Here is a 15,888-nt window from a genome sequence, read left to right on the forward strand (position 1 = left end):
TGCGGATGCTGGACATACCTGAGTGGGAGGTGGGTGTGCAGAGAATCGGCATCATCGGCGGCGGCATCCGCGGCTCCATGTACGCGCAGTCCCTGCGCGGCCTTCTGGGAGCCGAGGTCCGTGCGGTGTGCGACCTGGCCGAGCCGGTGGCCCGCAAGGTCGCAGACGGCTTCGGCCTGACCGCGTACACGGACCACCGGCGGATGCTCGCCGAGCAGCAGCTCGACGCGGTGATCGTGGCGACGCCCGACTTCGCCCACCGGGAGGCCGCGGTCGACGCGGCGGGCGCGGGCTGCCACCTGCTGGTGGAGAAGCCGCTCGCCACGACGCGGGAGGACGCGGACGCGATCGCGGCGGCCGTGCGCGCCGCGGGCGTGCAGTGCATGGTCGGCTTCGAGAACCGGTGGAACCCGGCGGTCGCGCAGCTGCGCGACCGCTCGGCCGCGGGCGCGCTCGGCCGGGTGCTGACGCAGAACATCCTGCTCAGCAACACCTACTACGTACCGACCACGATGATCGGCTGGGCGGCGAAGTCGTCCCCCGCCTGGTTCCTCATGAGCCACACCGTGGACGCGGCGGCCTGGGTGAGCGGACGCGCCGTCACGGCGGTCGACGCGCACGGCTCCCGCGGCGTGCTGGCCGCCCGCTCCGTCGACACCTGGGACGTCGTGCACGCCCTGCTCACCTTCGACGACGGCACCACGGCCAACCTCACCTCGACCTGGGTGCTGCCCGACTCCCTGCCGTCGGTGGTCGACTTCCGGTACCAGGTCGTCGGCGAGCGCGCCGCGCTCTCCTTCGACCTCCAGGAGCAGAGCGTCCAGGAGGCGGGCCCCGACGGCCTGAGCCGTCCCGGGCTGCTCGGCCGCGAGATCGGCGGCCGCCTCCAGGGCCCGCCCACCTGGATGGTGCAGGAGTTCGTCACCCGGCTCGAACGCGGCGAGCAGGTCTCGCCGGGCCTTGACGAGGGGGCGGCCGTCACCGACGTCGTCGTGGCGATCCACACGTCGCTGGAGAGCGGCCGGCGCGTGCCCGTGGGCCCCGCGGCCCGCGCCTGAACCCGGCCGGGGGGACGGGGCACCACACCGCGGGGCGCCCGCCCCGTCCCACGGCCGCCAGCGCACGTTGTCCCGATCCGCCGCCGCAGGCACGGCCCGGCCCGCCGCACCGCCCGCGGGCGGCCCCAGGCCGCTCGGCCCGAGGGTCGCCTCCGTCGCGGCCGCGCTCGGCCTGATCTACGGCTACGACTCCGGCTCCATCAGCGGCGCCCTGGTCTTCCTGAAGAAGGACTACGGCCTGAGCACCCTGTGGGTGTCCGTCATCACCTCCATCGTGGTCTTCGGCAGCCTGGTGGGCGCGGCGCTCGGCCCGCGCGCCGCCAACCGGCTCGGCAGGAAGCGGACGATGCTGCTCGTCGCGGCCGGCTTCGCGGCGTTCGCGGCGCTGAGCGCGGCGCCGCTCGGCGTGTGGTGGCTGACCGGCGTACGGCTGCTGCTCGGCGTCACGATCGGCCTCTCGACCGTCGCGGCCCCGGTCTTCATCTCCGAGTTCGCCTCGGAGCACAACCGCGGCAGGCTGGGCACGGCCTACCAGTTCTTCACCTGCGCCGGGGTGATCATCTCGCTCGTCGTCGCCTGGGGCCTGTCGGGCGGCGGCTCGTGGGAGGCGCTGCTCGGGATCTCAGCGGTCCCCGCGGCCGTGGTCTTCCTGGTGCTGCTGCGCTTCCCCGACTCCCCGCGCTGGTACGCGATGCGGGAACGCTACGAGGAGGCGCGCGCCACCCTGCGGCGGGTGGAGCCGGGCGGCGACACGGAGGCGCGGCTCACCGCGATCAGGGCCGACCTGGCCCAGGGCGAACAGGGCACCTTCCGGGAGATCTTCACCCGCCGCTACGCGCGCGCGACGTTCTTCGTCATCGCCTTCGGCTTCTTCGTGCAGATCACCGGCACCAACACGATCCTGTACTACAGCCCGCTGATCTTCGACAAGGCGGGTATCGCCGACGCGTCCGAGTCCATCCTGCTCTCCGCCCTGGTCCAACTCGTCGCCGCCGTCGGGGTGGTGCTGTCCATGCTGGTGGTGGACCGGTGGGGCAGGCGCCCGCCGCTGCTGATCGGCACGGTCGCCATGGTCGTAGGACACCTGGTGATGGCCCTGGTCTTCGCGCGGCACACCATCACACCGGGCGCCGGGTACGCCGCGGTCGCCGGCATCGGCGTCTTCTACCTCGGCTTCTACTTCGGCATCGGCTCGCTGATCTGGGTGTACACCGGCGAAGCGTTCCCCGCGCGGCTGCGCAGCGTCGGCGCCGCCGCCCTGCTGCTCGCGGACTTCGCCGCCAACCTCATCGCGACCTTCGCCTTCCCCGGCGTCCTCGCCGACCTCGGCGGCTCGGTGGGCTTCGGCGCGTTCGGTGTGCTGTCCCTGCTCGCCCTCGTCTTCCTGTACCGCACGGCCCCCGAGACGAAGGGCCGCTCGCTGGAGGAGATCCGCGGCTACTGGGACAACGGCGGCCGCTGGCCGTCGCCTTCACCCGGTGCAGCCGGCGCGTCCCCCGCGCCGGGCCGTACGGGGTGAGCGTGCGGCGGCCCGTACGCCACCGGCGCCCGCGCCGCGTCGGTACGCCCGTGGCGCGCCCTTGCGGCACCGGCACACGGGCCGGGCCGCCGGGCGGGCACGGGCCGGTCAGCGGATGCGGGCAAGCGACTGCGACAGGACGATGCCCGCGGCGCCCAGCAGCGTGGCATGGTCGCGGTCCTCGGCCAGCACGATCTCCGGGGGCCCGCCGGGCTGCGGCAGCACCCACCCGGCGACATGGGCCTCGATCGCGGCCCGCAGCACCTCGCCGCCCGCGACCACGTCCCCGTGCAACAGGAAGAGGCCGGGCGCCAGGGTGTGCTGGAGGTTGACGATCCCCACCGCGATGTTGCGCGCGTAGCGGTCGAGCAGTTCCGCGGCGGCCGGATCGTCCGCGGCGCGCTCCGCGAGCCGCCCGGGAGTCAGCCCCCCGGCCCCCGGCAGCCGCAGCCGCCGCGCCTCCCCGCGCAGCCACCCGACCGTCGCGACGGTCTCCCAGCAGCCCCTGCGGCCACAGTTGCACACCTCGCCGCCGTCCAGCTCGACGACACTGTGCCCGATCTCGCCGCCGGCACCCGCCCTGCCGCGCTGCACCGCGCCGTCCAGCACCAGGCCCACGCCCAGCACGTCCGCGAGGTAGAGCGAGGCGAACGAGCGCACCCCGCGTGCCTGGCCGAACCACCGGTCGCCGAGCGCCTGCGCCCGCGGATGGTGGTCGATGTGCACGTCGAGCCCCAACCGCCGTGACACGAGCGGCGCGAGCGGCAGCCCGGACAGCGCCGGCGCGAGGCTCACCTCGACGATCGTGCCGGTGTCCGTGTCGACCATGCCGCCCACGGCCACCCCGACGCCGAGCGCGCGGCGCCCGTCCGCGGGCAGCACCCGGCGCAGGCACTCCACCACCAGGTCGACGGCGGCCGACCCGTCGGGCGCGTCGGCCCTGAACGTCCCGCCCGCCGTCGCGAGCACCTCGCCGACCGGGCTGACGGCCGCCGCCGCCACCCGCCCCGGCATCAGGTGCACCGCCCCGATGGGCTGCCCGTCGCGGGAGAACCACAGTGGCCGCGCGGGCTTGCCGCCCACCGCGCCGCTCGGCCGCGGCTCGCCCTCGACCAGGACGCCCCCGTCGATCAGGGGCTGGACGACCGAGCCCACGGTGGTCCTCGTCACTCCGATGAGCTTGGCCAGGTCGGCGCGCGACAGCGGACCCATGTCGTACAGCAGTTGGAGCACCCGTGCCCGGTTGGCCTCGCTCGCGGTGACCCAGGGGCCGACGGGGGAGCGCCCGCCCGGGCCGCGGGCCGCCCGCGCGGCGGGGGTCATGTCCCCCTCCACGGGCCCTGGCGACGTCTGCACGCACCTCAGCCTACACAGCGCGCCGCGCGCGAACGCCCGCCGCGCACACCCCGGGCAGCGGCCGTCGCGGCACCTGGCTGGGGCGACTGTCAGAGGGCAGGGCTAGCTTTTCCCCGGATCCCCAGGCGACTGCCCGGTGGTCCGGCAGACGTGTCCCGAGGACGTGGAGGACAGACACATGGCCCTGCCCGCAATCCCGCAGCTCTCGCCCGGTGAGATCCCGTGGGTCTGCGCCTGCTACGAGGCGGGCGAGGCCCGCTGGGGTGAGCAACTCGACGCGGTCGGAGTACGGGACGAGGACGGCGTGCTCACCCTCACAGCGGCCGGGGTGCGGCTCCGCACGGTCGAGCACCCCGCGTGGGAGAGGCTGTCCGCGGGGAACATACCGGCGCTCCTCCCGGCAGGCGGGGCCGTGCCGCCGGCCGCCGTCCTCGCCGACATCCCCGCGCTGTACGGGGGCGAGCCGCTCGTCGTGGACCTGCGCAAGGCGCCGGGGCGCGGGGTCCGGGTGCCGGGTGACCGGCTGGGCGAGGTCCTCGCGGGCCTGCTGGACGGCACGCTCGACTTCGACGACCTGGTGCGCGGCATGGACATGTACGGCAGGTACGAAGGGGACGGCGGGCGGCCCGCGTTCCCCACCCCGACGGCTGCGGCACCCCGCGCCTTCCCCCTGCTGCCCGTGGGCGAGGAGACCCTTCTGGTCCGCACGTGCTTCGACGACGAGGACGGCTGGCGCGCCCTGCTCGCCGAGTTCGGCGGCGCGGACGGCGAGGGCAGGGTCGGTGTCGGCCTCGAATGGGAGACGGACGACATGGACGACTTCCCGCTGTACGCCCTGAGCGTCGACGACCGCCGGTTCGAGGGCCTCTGCCCGGGCCAGGTCCCCGCGGCGCTCCCGCCCCTGGAGCCGGGGACCTGCGAGGAGGTGGAGAGCACCTGCCTCGTCCTCCTCGCCGACGCCGGGACGTTCGCGGAGCCCGGCGGGCCCCTGGTCGCCGTCGACCCCTTCGACACCCCCGGCCTGTCCACCGTCGTCCCCCGCCGCGTGGCCGCCGGTATGGCGTGCAACCTCGGCATCAGCAACATGGACTTCAGCGACTTCGTCGCCACCGGCGACCCGGCGGACTTCTGGCTCTGACCGGCCGCCTCACTGGGGGGCGAGGAACCACTGCTGGGCCGCCGTGGCATCGCGCGGGGAGGGAAGTTCCCGCAGGGGGGCGACATTGTCGTCGCCGAAGGTCCCCGTCACCGCCACGCCCTCGTTGAGGAACGGGACGAGCACCCACCGGCTGGTGCCCCCGACGCGCCGCACCTCCCACCACTGGTTCTTGTTGGAGGTGCAGGTGCGCACGTCGACCCACGTGCCGGTCTGCCCGCTGCTCTCGGCACAGGCGCCGGAGTCGGCCATCCTCCACTTGTAGACGTCGGCCTGGCCGTTGACGTGCTCGAAGGTGAAGGTGCGCTTGAAGGGGTGGTCGGCCCGGTAGTACACCTGCAGATAGGTGCCGGGCTGCCCGCTTCCGTTGTCGGGGATCAGGTAGTTGCTGTGGGCGTAGTTCGTGATCACCACGGCCTCTGACGGGACCGGGGCCGGGGCCGCCCCGGCCGTGCCGCCGAGGAGGAGGCCCGACAGGGCGGTCGCCAACGCGCCGCACAGGATCGTCTTCCGCGAGGAGCCCACGGTCATCGGACACACTTCCTTCTGCTCGTGCTGCGGACGTCTCCGGTTCCGGCGGTCGGCCGGCGCCGGAGGGCGGCCTTCGGACGGCGTCCGTCGGCCACCGGCTTCATCGTCCTGGCGCGCCGCACGCCCGTACATGCCCCTAAAGCGTGACCACGGCGCGTTCCGTGCGCCGTGGTCACGCGCGCGCGACCGCGTGCGCCGCCGCGTGTCCCGCGCGACAGCGCCCCGTGCGGGGAGCGGGCCCGCGCCGCCGGGGAAACGCCTTGTGCCCGCTGGAGGACGCGTGGCACGATGCGCCGGTCGCCGCACTGCTTTCCCTGCCGCCCTGTGCGAGGCGTTCGGCGAGCAGTCGGCCGCGTCCCCGCAGGGCGCGGCCCGGCTGCGGCGCACCCAGGAGCGCGGCGGCGCGGTCCGCCTGGTCCGTACCCGGGACGGCGGCTGCGCGGGCGGCGGCTCCTGTTCGCCGCCCGCGGTCGGCACCTCGGAACTCACCGGCGTCGGCACCCGCCCCGCCCACCGGGGCCGGGGCGTCGCCGCCGCGGTCGTCGCCTCCCTCACCCGGGCGATGTTCGCCGCGGGCGCCGGTTCGGTGTGGCTCGAATACTCCGGCGACGGCTCCCGCCGCGTCTACGAACGCCTCGGCTACCGCCCGACGGGAGAGCGCCTGTACCTCTCGATGCGGTAGCCGCCGGGGTGGCGCGGCCTACTCCGCGAGGGGCGGCGCGGCCTACTCCGCGAGGGGTGGCGCGCCCGACGGCGGCTGCTCGCGCGGACCGACCAACTCCTCGTAGAGCGCGCGGCGTTCCCCGGGGTCCTCCGCCGCCGCCAGCCTCCTGTCCCACTCGTCCTGGATCTCCTGGAGGAAGCCGCGCCAGCCGCCTGGGCGGTCCTGGCCCATCCGCCGCAGGTCGACGAGGCGTTCGTTCTTGCTGAGGCCGCCGGCTCCGACCTTGTCCCTCTTGTGCCCGTGCAGGATCGACTCGGGGTTCGAGGTGGCCTCGGTGGAGCGGAAGTCGTGCGTGTAGCCGACCGGGCTCTCCGCGTGCGGGGCGATGGTCTCGATGCCGATCTGGAGCGAGCCGTCCTTGTCCTCGGTCGGGCGGTGGTAGACGAGGAGGACATGGCCGTACGAGCCGTTCGGCAGGACCATGTCGCCGTTCCAGTCCTTGGAGCCGAATCCGCCGCCCGAGATGTCCTTGCCCCACAGCTTCGGGCTGGCGGCGCCGATGGAGACCTTGTTCGTGAGGGACGCCGCGAGGCCGCCCTTCTCCTTGAACGTGCCCGGCCGGCCGCCCTTGTTGGGGCCGATGGAGGTGCGGTGGGTGGCGAAGGGGCGCTCGGAGATCCCTGCGGCGGGCTTGTCCCGGGTGGCGTCCCGCGTCACGCCCAGGAAGTGCGGCAGCCAGTAGGCGTCCTTGTCCTTCGGATCCAGCGCGGGGACGCGGACGTTCACGCGGCCGCCGTGGGCCAGCGCGCGGATCACGTCCCGCCGGTAGTCCGGCGCGTGACTCTTGCGCTCCGGGTCGTAGAGTTCGAGCCCGTTGCGCAGGAGGAGCAGGATCCTGGTGAGCAACTCGCGTCCCTGGGCGTCCTGCTCCGCCCAGTCGGGCGCTGTGGCCTTCCCCTTGCCCTTCCCCGTCGACGTGCCCGGCGCCGGGATCTCGTCCGGGTGGCGGCGGTCGGCCGCGAGGCCCTGCGGGTCGAGCGTGTCGACGGCGGTGTCGCGGATCTGCCGGTCGCGCTCCTGCTCCAGGCTCTCCTTCAGCTCCGCATCGGTGCCGGGCGCCTGGGTGCGCATGAACCGGCCGAGAGTGTAGGCGGGGTCCGTGGGGGTGGCGGCCTTCTTCGCGACCAGGTCGGGCCGCTTGTCGATGGCCAGCGTGGCGATGAGCACGCGCTTGCCCGAGGACAGCCTCAGCCAGTCCTTGAACGGCCCCTCGATGTACGTCTCGGCCTCCTCGTACGTGCCGATCTGCACCGCCCGCAGCCACTCCGGATCGGTCGCGGAGAGCCGCTTGATGTCCTCCAGGTCCTGCGCGCTGAACGTCTCGCCCCGCATCACCCGCCTGTCCAGCGTCTTCCGCAGCCGTGCGGGGCCCGCGCCCATCCACTGCTCGGGCACCCATGTGCCGGGCGCGAAGATGTTCCGCTGGGCCTTCGCCTGGAGGGTGTTCTGCTCGATGGACCGGCTGAGGCGGTCGATGATCTCCGCGGACTCCGCGGCTCCCGGGGCCCCGGCCGTCCCGCCCGCGTGCTGCTCCGCGGTGTCGGTCTCCCCGGCGCGCTGGACGGCCGTCCGCCCCGTGCGCTGGACTGCCGTCGCGAGGGTGGTCCCGCGGCTCCCGCGGCCGGGACCCGACGCGGCGTCGGCGCCGAGGACCGAACTGGGGCCGCCCGCGCGCATCCGCGCGGCGTTCGCCTCCGCCTCGCGTTCCTCGCGGTCGCCGGGGTGCGTCATGGCGAACCCGCCACCGGTCGGGTGCCCGGTCGGCGCCTGCTGCAGGTTGCGTACGGCGTGGGTGAGTTCGTGGTCCAGCGTCTCGGCGCCGGTGCCGCCCTCGCCGATCACGATGTCCTGGTCGACCGTGAACGCGCGGGCACGGACGGCCGCGGCCGCCTGCCGCGCCGCGGGGCCCGTGTGCATCCGCACACCGGAAAGGTCGGCCCTGAACTGCTCCTCCTTGCGCGCCAGGGTCGCCCGGTCGAGCGGCCGGCCGGGGGCGCGCAGCCCCGCCTCGACATCGGAGAGTCCGGGGGCGGGCTCCGCGCCGAGGAGGTCGGGGGAGGGCTCCGCGCCGGAGAAGCCGGAGGAGCCGTCCTGCCCTGCTCCGGCGCCCGCGCGCTCCGCGGCCCAGGCGGGGGCCGGCCCGTCGCCATCATCGATGCGGCGCATCATCCGCAGCACCGCCTGGTTGCCGACGCTCGCCTGGAGCCGCGCCAACTCGCCCGGCGAGGCCGAGTGTTCGGCCCCCTCCCGGCGGCCGGGCGCGGGGGAGCGCTGCCGGTGCCTTCCCTCGTACGATCGCATCGACACCCCTTGGCTGAGAGCACCAGGACCGAACGTAGGCCCGCGGGCGCCGGTGCCGTAACCCCGCCCGCCGGGCCGGCGGCGCCCGCCAACCGGCCGGACGCGGCCCACCAGCGGTGACGCGTGCGCCGTGCAACGGCCCCGCGCCGAGGTCTGCCCGGGAGGGCAGCGGCGCTGCACTCTCCGGCCGCCGACCGCGACGGTGGGCACCGGTCAGGGAACCCGCACGGCCCCGCCTACCGCCGCTCCAGCGCCCGGTCCACCAGGGCGCCCGCCGCGCCCGTCCACCCTGCGGGGTCGAGCAGGGCGGCGTGGCCCGCGTCCCGTGCGGCCTCGGCGAAGGGGACGTCCGCCGCGGCGGCGCGCTCGATGAGCTTCTTCGCCTCCGCCGCGCCCAGCTCGGCGGAGAGGCGCTCGCTGACGACCAACCCGCCGGTGAGCGTGAGGTTGTGGGCCATCCGGCCGGGGAACACCCGCAGGCCTTCGGCCAGTTCGGCGGCGTGCGTGGCCGCGCCCCCGGCCAGGCGCAGCAGTTCGCGCAGCGGCGCCCACTCGGCGTGCCAAGCGCCCGCGGGCCGTTCGTCCTCCGCCGGGACCGCGCCGAGCAGGACGGAGAGCTGCGCGGGCGCCTGCCGGGCCGCCGCGGCGACCAGGGTCGCGCGCACCGGGTTCGCCTTGTGCGGCATGGCGGACGACCCGCCGCCCCCGCCCTCGGCGACCTCACCGACCTCGGTGCGCGACAGCGTCAGCACGTCCACGGCCGCCTTGCCGAGCGCGGCGCAGCAGAAGGCGAGTGCCGCGCCCAGGTCCGCGACCGGCGTGCGCAGCGTGTGCCAGGGCAACGCGGGTTCCGCCAGGCCGAGTTCGCGGGCGTAAGCGGCGACGTGCGCGAGCGCGGCGTCACCGCCGAGGGCCGCGAGCGTCCCCGCGGCGCCGCCCAGCTGGGCGGGCAGCACCACCGCGGCGAGGCGGTCGCGCGCGTCCAGGGCGAGGGAGCGCCAGCCCGCCGCCCTGAGGCCGAAGGTGGTCGGGACGGCCTGCTGGGTGAGGGTGCGGCCCGCGGTCACCGTGTCCCGGTGCTTGGCGGCGAGCCGGGCGAGCGCCTCCGCCGTGCGACCGAGGTCCGCGAGCACCAGCCGCCGGGTGTCCTCGGCGAGCAGCATCAGCGCGGAGTCCAGGATGTCCTGGCTGGTCGCGCCCCGGTGTACGTACCGCGCCCACGCGGCGCCGACCTCCGCGCGCACGGCCTCGGCCAGCGGGATCACCGGGTTGCCGCCCGCGCGCGCGGCCAGGGCGAGCTCCCGCGCGTCGAGCCGGTCCGCGCACGCGGCGATCGCCTCGGCTGCCGCGTCCGGCGCGCCCGGCGCGCGGGCGAGCGCGGCCTCAGCGGCGACCAGGGCGCGCAGCAGCGCCGCGTCGCCGGTGGCCGCCTCGGCCGCCGTGCCCGTGGCCGCAGGCGACAGCAGGCCGCACAGCCCGGGGTCGCCGCTGCCGGAGCGCTCAGGTGAACTCAAGGAAGACCGTCTCCCCTTCTCCCTGCAGGCGGATGTCGAAGCGGTGGGTCCCGTGCCGCGCGGGGCCGGGCTCCGGCAGCGCCCTCAGCGTCGCACGCCGCGCCGGGTCGAGCCCGTCGAGCAGCGCGTCCGTACCGTCCTGTACGAGGTAGGCGCGGGTGTACAGGTGGTGGGTGAGGCCGCGGGCGAAGACGCACACGCTCAGATACGGCAGCGCCGCGGGCGTGGCCGGCGGCAGCGTGCGGACCGCGTAGTGCCCGTCGGCGTCGGTGGGGACGCGGCCGAAGCCGGTGAAGTCCACACCGTTGCGGCCCAGGTACCCGCCGGTCACGGCGTCGCGCCGGATCGACCCCGGCAGCCCCGTGCCGGGCCCGCCCTGCCAGAACTCCAGCAGCGCGTCGGGCACGGGCGCGCCGTCGCCGTCGTACACGTACCCGTGCACGGTGACGGCGTCCGGGTGGCCGGCCGGTGCGATGTCGCCGCCGCCGGGGAACGGCAGCGCGTAGCCGTAGAACGGACCCACGGTCTGCGAGGGCGTCGGCGGCGGCCCGCCCGCGGTGGTCGGCTCCGGCATCAGCGGCCCTCCTCGATCCAGGTGGCGGACGGCCCGTCGAGCACGATGTCCCAGCGGTAGCCGAGCGACCACTCGGGCCGCGACAGCGCGTGGTCGTAGCGGGCGACCAGGCGCTCGCGTGCCGCGTCGTCCGTCACGGACTGCAGGATCGGGTCGTAGGGGAACAGCGGATCCCCTGGGAAGTACATCTGCGTCACCAGGCGCTGTGTGAACGCCTGTCCGAACACCGAGAAGTGGATGTGCGCGGGCCGCCACGCGTTGTCGTGGTTGCGCCACGGATAGGCGCCCGGCTTCACCGTGGTGAAGGTGTACGAGCCGTCGTCGCCGGTCAGGGTCCGCCCCACGCCGGTGAAGTTCGGGTCGAGCGGCGCCGGGTGGTCGTCGCGCTGGTGCGCGTACCGGCCCGACGCGTTCGCCTGCCACACCTCGACCAGCTGGCCGCGCACCGGCCGCCCCTCCCGGTCGAGCAGGCGCCCGGTGACGGTGATGCGCTCGCCGAGCGGCTCGCCCCGGTGCTGCCTCGTCAGGTCGGAGTCGAGGGCCGTGACGTCGGTGGCGCCGAACACCGGCCCGGAGAGCTCGACCGCCTCCGGATCGCCGCCGTTCTCCCCGGCCCGCACGGCGACCGGCGGCTGCTTCGGGTGCCGCAGCACCGAGCTGCGGTACGGGGCGTACGCGCGGGACGGGTGGTGGGCGGCCGGCGCGCCGTCCGCGCGCTGTTTCGCGTACGCGTCGCGCGCGGCGCGTATCTCCGCGGTGATCTCGTCCTGAGTGGTCACGACGCGCTCCTCCCCGCCGTCTTCAGCGCGCGCAGCGCCGCCAGTTCCCGCCGCGTGGGCGGCGCGGTGCGCCCGACCTCGTCAGCGACCCTGAGGTCCCAGCCGGTCGCGGCCCTGACCTGCTCGACCGACACGCCCGGGTGGGTTTCGGTGAGGACGAGCTCCGCCGTTTCCGGGTCGGGCCGCAGGACGCCGAGGTCGGTGATGACGGCGACGGGGCCCGCGCCCCGCATCCCGTACCTGGCGCGGTCACCGGGGCCGGAGCCGTGCCCCATCGTGGTGACGAAGTCGAGCGAGTCGACGAAGCCGCGCCGGGAGTGGCGCAGCACCAGCAGCACCTTCCGGCAGTTCGCGGCGATCTCCGGGGCGCCGCCCGCGCCGGGCAGCCGGGCCTCCGGCCGGCCCGCGCCACGCGAGATCACCGTCGTGTTGACGTTGGCGAACCGGTCGACCTGGGCGGCGCCGAGGAAGCCCACGTCGATCCGGCCGCCCTGGAGCCAGTAGTTGAACATCTCCGGTACCGCGACGACCGCGTCCGCGGTGTCCGCGAGCTCGCCGTCGCCGATGGAGAGCGGGAGCCTGGTGGGCCGCGAGCCGACGGTGCCCGACTCGTAGATCAGGACGAGGTCGGGGACATGGGTGGCGCGCGCGAGGTTCGCGGCGGTGGACGGCAGCCCGATGCCGACGAAGCAGGTGCGTGAACCGGCCAGCGCGCGGGCCGCGTTGACCTCCATCAGCTCGTCGCTCGTGAAGGCCGCGGGGTCCTCGCCCGCTGCCGCTTCCCGGGTGGTGGTCCCGCTCATCGCGCCGTCGCCTCCGCCTCGCCGCCGCGGGCGCCTTCCACGCCCCTGACCTCGGTGTCCAGCCACTTCGTGAACGCCTCGCGGTCGCGGGCGATCGGGTCCCACGCCCGGTAGAAGGCGTTGTCGCGCTCCGAGTAGCCCGTCGCGTACGAGGGGTGCGCGCCGCCGGGCACGACGCTGACCGCGTCGACGACCCAGTGCGGCAGCACCACGGCCCCTGGCCGCGGCTCCAGCTCGTCCACGACCTCCTCGACCGTGACGAGGGAGCGCTTCGCGGCGAGCACCGCCTCCTTCTGCACGCCCGTCAGGCCCCACATCTGCACGTTGCCCGCGCGGTCCGCGCGCTGCGCGTGGATGACGGCGACGTCCGGGTTGAGCGCGCGGACGGCCGCGAGCTCCTCGCCGGTGAAGGGGCAGGTGACCGTCGCGACGGTGTCCGTGCGGGTGGCGAGGTCGGAGCCGCGGTAGCCGCGCAGCGTGGCGAACGGCAGCCCGGAGGCGCCGGCGACATAGCGGTTGGCCATCCCCGCGTGGCTGTGCTCGTCGAGTTCGAGCGGGCGCGGCCAGCCGTTCTCCACCGCGTCCCTGAACCGGTGCAGGGAGCCGACGCCCGGGTTGCCGCCCCACGAGAAGACCAGCTTGCGGACCAGGCCCGCGCCGATGAGCTGGTCGTAGATGACGTCGGGGGTCATACGGGCGAGCGTCAGGTCGGTGATGCCCTGGCGGATGATCTCGTGCGCGGCGGCGAACGGGATCAGATGGGTGAATCCTTCGAGCGCGACGGTGTCCCCGTCGTGGACGAGGTCCGCCACGGCGTCGTGCAGGCTGCGTGTCCCAGCCATCCGGGCCCTCTCTCCTCGGCTCACCGGAGCGGGAGAACGCTCCGTGCTGATTGCTCCGTGTACTGATGGTTTCCTGCTGAACCCGTACACTTGCAGGCAGTTAGATGGTCGTCAATAGCTCAGTACACGGAGCAATCACGCGCGGGACACCACAGGGAGCGTGCGCATGGCAGCGGTCGATCTGAACACGCACCCGGGGCATCTGGCGCGCAGGCTCCAGCAGGCGCACACGCTGCTCTGGTCGACGCTGGTCTCTGAGGAGACCACCTCGCCCCAGTTCGCCGTCCTGAACGCGCTGACCGAGAAGCCGGACATCGACCAGCGCACGCTGGGCGAGGAGGTGCGCCTCGACCGGTCGACGGTGGCGGACGTCGTCGCGCGGCTCGCCAGGCGGGGCCTGGTCGAGCGGGTGCGCGACCCCCTGGACGGCCGGCGCAACGTGCTGCGGGCGACGGCCGAGGGGGCGAGGGTGCACCGCAGGCTCGTGGCGCGGACCGAGGCGATGAACCGGGTCTTCCTCGCGCCGCTCGACGAGCACGAGCGGGAGACGCTGCTGCGGCTGATCGGCCGGGTCGCCGAGGCGGCGGAGAGAATCCGCGATCAGCGGTGACGTCCTCGGGCGGTGCGTGTCCGCGTAGGTGAGGGCGCGCCGGGGCCGGCGGCCGCCGCGCCCCCTGCGTGCGCGCCGGGACCGGGGCGCTCCCGGCCTGCGGGGCCGGCGGGGGACTCCAGGGCGCCGGTGAGGTGGGCGTAGGCGACGACGTTGCCCTGGTAGCCGGAGGCGGGGGAGAAGGCGCCGCCGCAGGTGATGAGGCGGAGTTCGGGGCGTTCGGCGGCGCCGTAGACCCGGCGGTCGGGGAAGGCGTCGTTCCGGTAGACCTCCACGGCGTCCACGCCGAACACCGCCGTGCGCCCGTCCTGCCGTGCGACCTCGATCCTGTCGCCCTTGCGGAGCGTGCCGAGGCGGTAGAAGACGGCGGGGCCGCGTGCCGTGTCGACATGGCCCGCGACGATGGCGGTGCCCGTCGCGCCGGGCACCGTGCCGCGTGCGTACCAGCCGGCGAGGGCGCCGTCCGCTGCGGGCGGCGCGGCGAGCCTGCCGTCCCTGGTCAGGGCGAGCCCCCGCAGGGGCGCGTCCACCCCGATGCGGGGGATGCGCAGGCGCAGCGGGCGCGACGCGGGCAGCGGCGCCCGGCCCGGCCGCGCCCCGGCGGACGGCCTCGTGCCGTGGTGGTCCGTGTCCCGGCCCGCGTCCGTGTCCCGGTCCGCGCCGCCGGGCGCGGCCGGGCCCGCGAAGGCCTGCGCGGCGGTCGGCGCGGGCGGGGTCACGGGCCGCAGCCCCGTCTGTACGAGCCAGATGCCGACGCAGGCCGCCGCGGCCAGCCCCCAGGCGGTGCCTCTGACGCCGTTGGCGCTCATGCGGTGGACCTCGACCTCTCTCGCGGGCGTCGGCGGAATCCGGCCCCGGGGCCCCGAGGCCCCGGACCGGGGCCCGTACCGCCCGGGTTCAGGACCGGCGGGTTCTGTACTGCTCCGCCCGCCTTCAGGACCGGCGGGGCGGGGCGAGAGGTCCCCGCCCGCGTCAGCTGAAGCGTGACGGGGGCGGGGACAGGGGGCGGGTGCGGGCGCCGCGCGGGTGGGAACCGCGGCCCGTCAGCTCCGCGTGCCGCTCGCCCGGCGACGCAGGAGCCATACCCCGCCCACGGCGGAACCGGCCAGAACGGCCGCCCCCGCCGCGACCTCGGGGACATCGGCATGGACGCTGCCGCCTGCCCCGGTGTCCAGATGGCCGTGCGGTATGGGGGCAGAGGGCCCCACGGGGGCGTCGGGCCCCTCCGGGCGGTCGTGGCCGTCCGGCAGCCCGGACCCGTCCTGATACCCGGGGTCCTCCGGGGGCCGGTGCGCGTCGGGGACGCCGCCGCCTGGCTGCTCCGCCTCTCCCGGCTGCTCCGGCCGCGGCGGCTCGCCCGCGTGGTCAGGCGCGGGCGGCTGACCCGCCTGGTCCGGCTGCGGCGGCCGGCCCGTCTGGTCCGGTGCGGGCTGCTCGCTCGCCCCGGGGTCCGCCGGCCCGCCTGCGTCGGCCGGCGGACCGCCCGGCAGGGCGCCGCCCGCGCCCTCCGCCGTGTGGCCGCCCGTGGTCTGCTTCCTGTTGTCGCAGCTCAGATCGACGGTGTACGTGCCGGGCGCGGCGCCGCCCGGTGCGTAGGGCCGCCCCACGGCATCCCGGGCGCGCGCGGTGGACGCCCCCGTGCCGCCGCCGGGTCCGCTCGCGTCTGCTGTGCCGCCGCCAGTGCCGCAGGCGGTGGTGCGCACGGTGGCCGCGGCGCCAGGGGCAGCGGCGGCGGGGCTCGGCTCCAGCGCCCCGGCCTGCTCCGCGAGCGCGGGGGAGGCGCCCGCGGCGGCCAGTCCGAGTGACGCCGCCGCCAGCGCGACGCCGGTCGTCCGTCGGGCGGTGCGGGCGGTGGTGGGCATGCTGTCCTCCGGGAAGGGGCGGCGTGTCTCTCCTCTCCAAGAGGTAAGGCGCGCGGGTGCCCGCCCGCCTGCCGAGCGCCCCGGCCCGCGGCGCCCCACGGCCCGGGACGCGCGGCATCGCCGCAGTTCAGCACGGGCCTCCGGGCCGCGGGCCGCGACCGTGCCCGCTCGCGCCGAACGAGTGATGTGCCCGCGCCCGCCGCTGCCGTCCTGGACGGCGCGACGCCGGGGCCCGTACCGGGAGCAGATGGCCCGTGCG

At 75.7% G+C, this 15,888-nt stretch carries 13 protein-coding genes and 2 pseudogenes; 5 read left to right on the forward strand and 10 right to left on the reverse strand.

The genetic code is table 11. From position 1 onward, the window contains the following. The first annotated feature begins 5 nt into the window (after window positions 1–5). Window positions 6–1,058 (forward strand): Gfo/Idh/MocA family protein, encoded by a 1,053-nt coding sequence (locus ABEA77_RS17100; RefSeq protein WP_345647770.1) that lies wholly within the window; start codon window positions 6–8, stop codon window positions 1,056–1,058. A 67-nt stretch (window positions 1,059–1,125) separates the two neighbouring features. Continuing rightward, window positions 1,126–2,577: a sugar porter family MFS transporter gene (locus ABEA77_RS17105; RefSeq protein ID WP_345647773.1), complete on the forward strand. Its 1,452-nt coding sequence runs from the start codon at window positions 1,126–1,128 to the stop codon at window positions 2,575–2,577. A 108-nt stretch (window positions 2,578–2,685) separates the two neighbouring features. On the opposite strand, the gene ABEA77_RS17110 is transcribed toward ABEA77_RS17105, so the two are convergent. Further along, window positions 2,686–3,933: an ROK family protein gene (locus ABEA77_RS17110; RefSeq protein ID WP_345647776.1), complete on the reverse strand. Its 1,248-nt coding sequence runs from the start codon at window positions 3,931–3,933 to the stop codon at window positions 2,686–2,688. Between the two features lie 178 nt (window positions 3,934–4,111). Here ABEA77_RS17110 and ABEA77_RS17115 point away from each other — a divergent pair, with 178 nt between their 5' ends. Then, the gene (locus ABEA77_RS17115) at window positions 4,112–5,071 is read left to right on the forward strand and encodes a DUF6924 domain-containing protein (RefSeq protein WP_345647779.1); all 960 of its coding nucleotides are present in this window, start codon (window positions 4,112–4,114) and stop codon (window positions 5,069–5,071) included. A 9-nt stretch (window positions 5,072–5,080) separates the two neighbouring features. Here the strand turns inward: ABEA77_RS17115 and ABEA77_RS17120 are convergent, their stop codons facing one another. Then, entirely contained in the window at window positions 5,081–5,620 is a 540-nt protein-coding gene (locus tag ABEA77_RS17120; protein ID WP_345647781.1) for an RICIN domain-containing protein, read from the reverse strand. Window positions 5,621–5,927: 307 nt separating this feature from the next. Here ABEA77_RS17120 and ABEA77_RS17125 point away from each other — a divergent pair. After that, window positions 5,928–6,302: pseudogene (locus tag ABEA77_RS17125) on the forward strand (GNAT family N-acetyltransferase); the annotation flags it as partial. Window positions 6,303–6,344: 42 nt separating this feature from the next. Here ABEA77_RS17125 and ABEA77_RS17130 read toward each other — a convergent pair. From ABEA77_RS17130 to ABEA77_RS17155, 6 genes are all read right to left on the reverse strand, one after another. After that, on the reverse strand, window positions 6,345–8,645 hold the full coding sequence (locus ABEA77_RS17130; RefSeq protein ID WP_345647784.1) for an eCIS core domain-containing protein: 2,301 nt from the start codon (window positions 8,643–8,645) through the stop codon (window positions 6,345–6,347). Window positions 8,646–8,881: 236 nt separating this feature from the next. Further along, window positions 8,882–10,159: a 3-carboxy-cis,cis-muconate cycloisomerase gene (pcaB, locus tag ABEA77_RS17135; RefSeq protein WP_345647787.1), complete on the reverse strand. Its 1,278-nt coding sequence runs from the start codon at window positions 10,157–10,159 to the stop codon at window positions 8,882–8,884. Next, window positions 10,146–10,733: a peptidase associated/transthyretin-like domain-containing protein gene (locus ABEA77_RS17140; RefSeq protein ID WP_345647789.1), complete on the reverse strand. Its 588-nt coding sequence runs from the start codon at window positions 10,731–10,733 to the stop codon at window positions 10,146–10,148. The genes pcaB and ABEA77_RS17140 overlap by 14 nt, the downstream gene beginning before the upstream one ends. Further along, a complete protein-coding gene (pcaH, locus tag ABEA77_RS17145) occupies window positions 10,733–11,512 on the reverse strand; it encodes a protocatechuate 3,4-dioxygenase subunit beta (protein ID WP_345647791.1) in 780 nt (259 codons plus the stop codon). The genes ABEA77_RS17140 and pcaH overlap by 1 nt, the downstream gene beginning before the upstream one ends. After that, window positions 11,509–12,315: a CoA-transferase subunit beta gene (locus ABEA77_RS17150; protein WP_345647792.1), complete on the reverse strand. Its 807-nt coding sequence runs from the start codon at window positions 12,313–12,315 to the stop codon at window positions 11,509–11,511. Before ABEA77_RS17150 ends, pcaH begins: the two co-directional genes overlap by 4 nt. Beyond that, entirely contained in the window at window positions 12,312–13,157 is an 846-nt protein-coding gene (locus ABEA77_RS17155) for a CoA transferase subunit A (protein WP_345647793.1), read from the reverse strand. Before ABEA77_RS17155 ends, ABEA77_RS17150 begins: the two co-directional genes overlap by 4 nt. Window positions 13,158–13,323: 166 nt before the next feature. Between ABEA77_RS17155 and ABEA77_RS17160 the strand changes: the two genes are divergently transcribed. Beyond that, on the forward strand, window positions 13,324–13,767 hold the full coding sequence (locus ABEA77_RS17160; RefSeq protein WP_345647796.1) for a MarR family winged helix-turn-helix transcriptional regulator: 444 nt from the start codon (window positions 13,324–13,326) through the stop codon (window positions 13,765–13,767). A gap of 125 nt (window positions 13,768–13,892) precedes the next feature. On the opposite strand, the pseudogene ABEA77_RS17165 reads toward ABEA77_RS17160, so the two are convergent. Beyond that, a pseudogene (locus tag ABEA77_RS17165) lies at window positions 13,893–14,576 on the reverse strand (class F sortase); the annotation flags it as partial. A gap of 234 nt (window positions 14,577–14,810) precedes the next feature. Then, the gene (locus ABEA77_RS17170; RefSeq protein WP_345647798.1) at window positions 14,811–15,629 is read right to left on the reverse strand and encodes a hypothetical protein; all 819 of its coding nucleotides are present in this window, start codon (window positions 15,627–15,629) and stop codon (window positions 14,811–14,813) included. Window positions 15,630–15,888: the final 259 nt, after the last annotated feature.

It is taken from the genome of Streptomyces tremellae (assembly GCF_039540215.1).
GTDB classification, from domain to species: domain Bacteria; phylum Actinomycetota; class Actinomycetes; order Streptomycetales; family Streptomycetaceae; genus Streptomyces; species Streptomyces tremellae.

Excerpts from the sequence above, each read along its gene's own strand:
- ABEA77_RS17150 (WP_345647792.1), bottom strand. The coding sequence starts at position 12,315 with ATGAGCGGGACCACCACCCGGGAAGCGGCAGCGGGCGAGGACCCCGCG.
- ABEA77_RS17155 (WP_345647793.1), bottom strand. The coding sequence starts at position 13,157 with ATGGCTGGGACACGCAGCCTGCACGACGCCGTGGCGGACCTCGTCCAC.
- ABEA77_RS17130 (WP_345647784.1), bottom strand. The coding sequence starts at position 8,645 with ATGCGATCGTACGAGGGAAGGCACCGGCAGCGCTCCCCCGCGCCCGGC.
- ABEA77_RS17170 (WP_345647798.1), bottom strand. The coding sequence starts at position 15,629 with ATGCCCACCACCGCCCGCACCGCCCGACGGACGACCGGCGTCGCGCTG.
- ABEA77_RS17115 (WP_345647779.1), top strand. The coding sequence starts at position 4,112 with ATGGCCCTGCCCGCAATCCCGCAGCTCTCGCCCGGTGAGATCCCGTGG.
- ABEA77_RS17100 (WP_345647770.1), top strand. The coding sequence starts at position 6 with ATGCTGGACATACCTGAGTGGGAGGTGGGTGTGCAGAGAATCGGCATC.
- ABEA77_RS17120 (WP_345647781.1), bottom strand. The coding sequence starts at position 5,620 with ATGACCGTGGGCTCCTCGCGGAAGACGATCCTGTGCGGCGCGTTGGCG.
- ABEA77_RS17160 (WP_345647796.1), top strand. The coding sequence starts at position 13,324 with ATGGCAGCGGTCGATCTGAACACGCACCCGGGGCATCTGGCGCGCAGG.
- ABEA77_RS17140 (WP_345647789.1), bottom strand. The coding sequence starts at position 10,733 with ATGCCGGAGCCGACCACCGCGGGCGGGCCGCCGCCGACGCCCTCGCAG.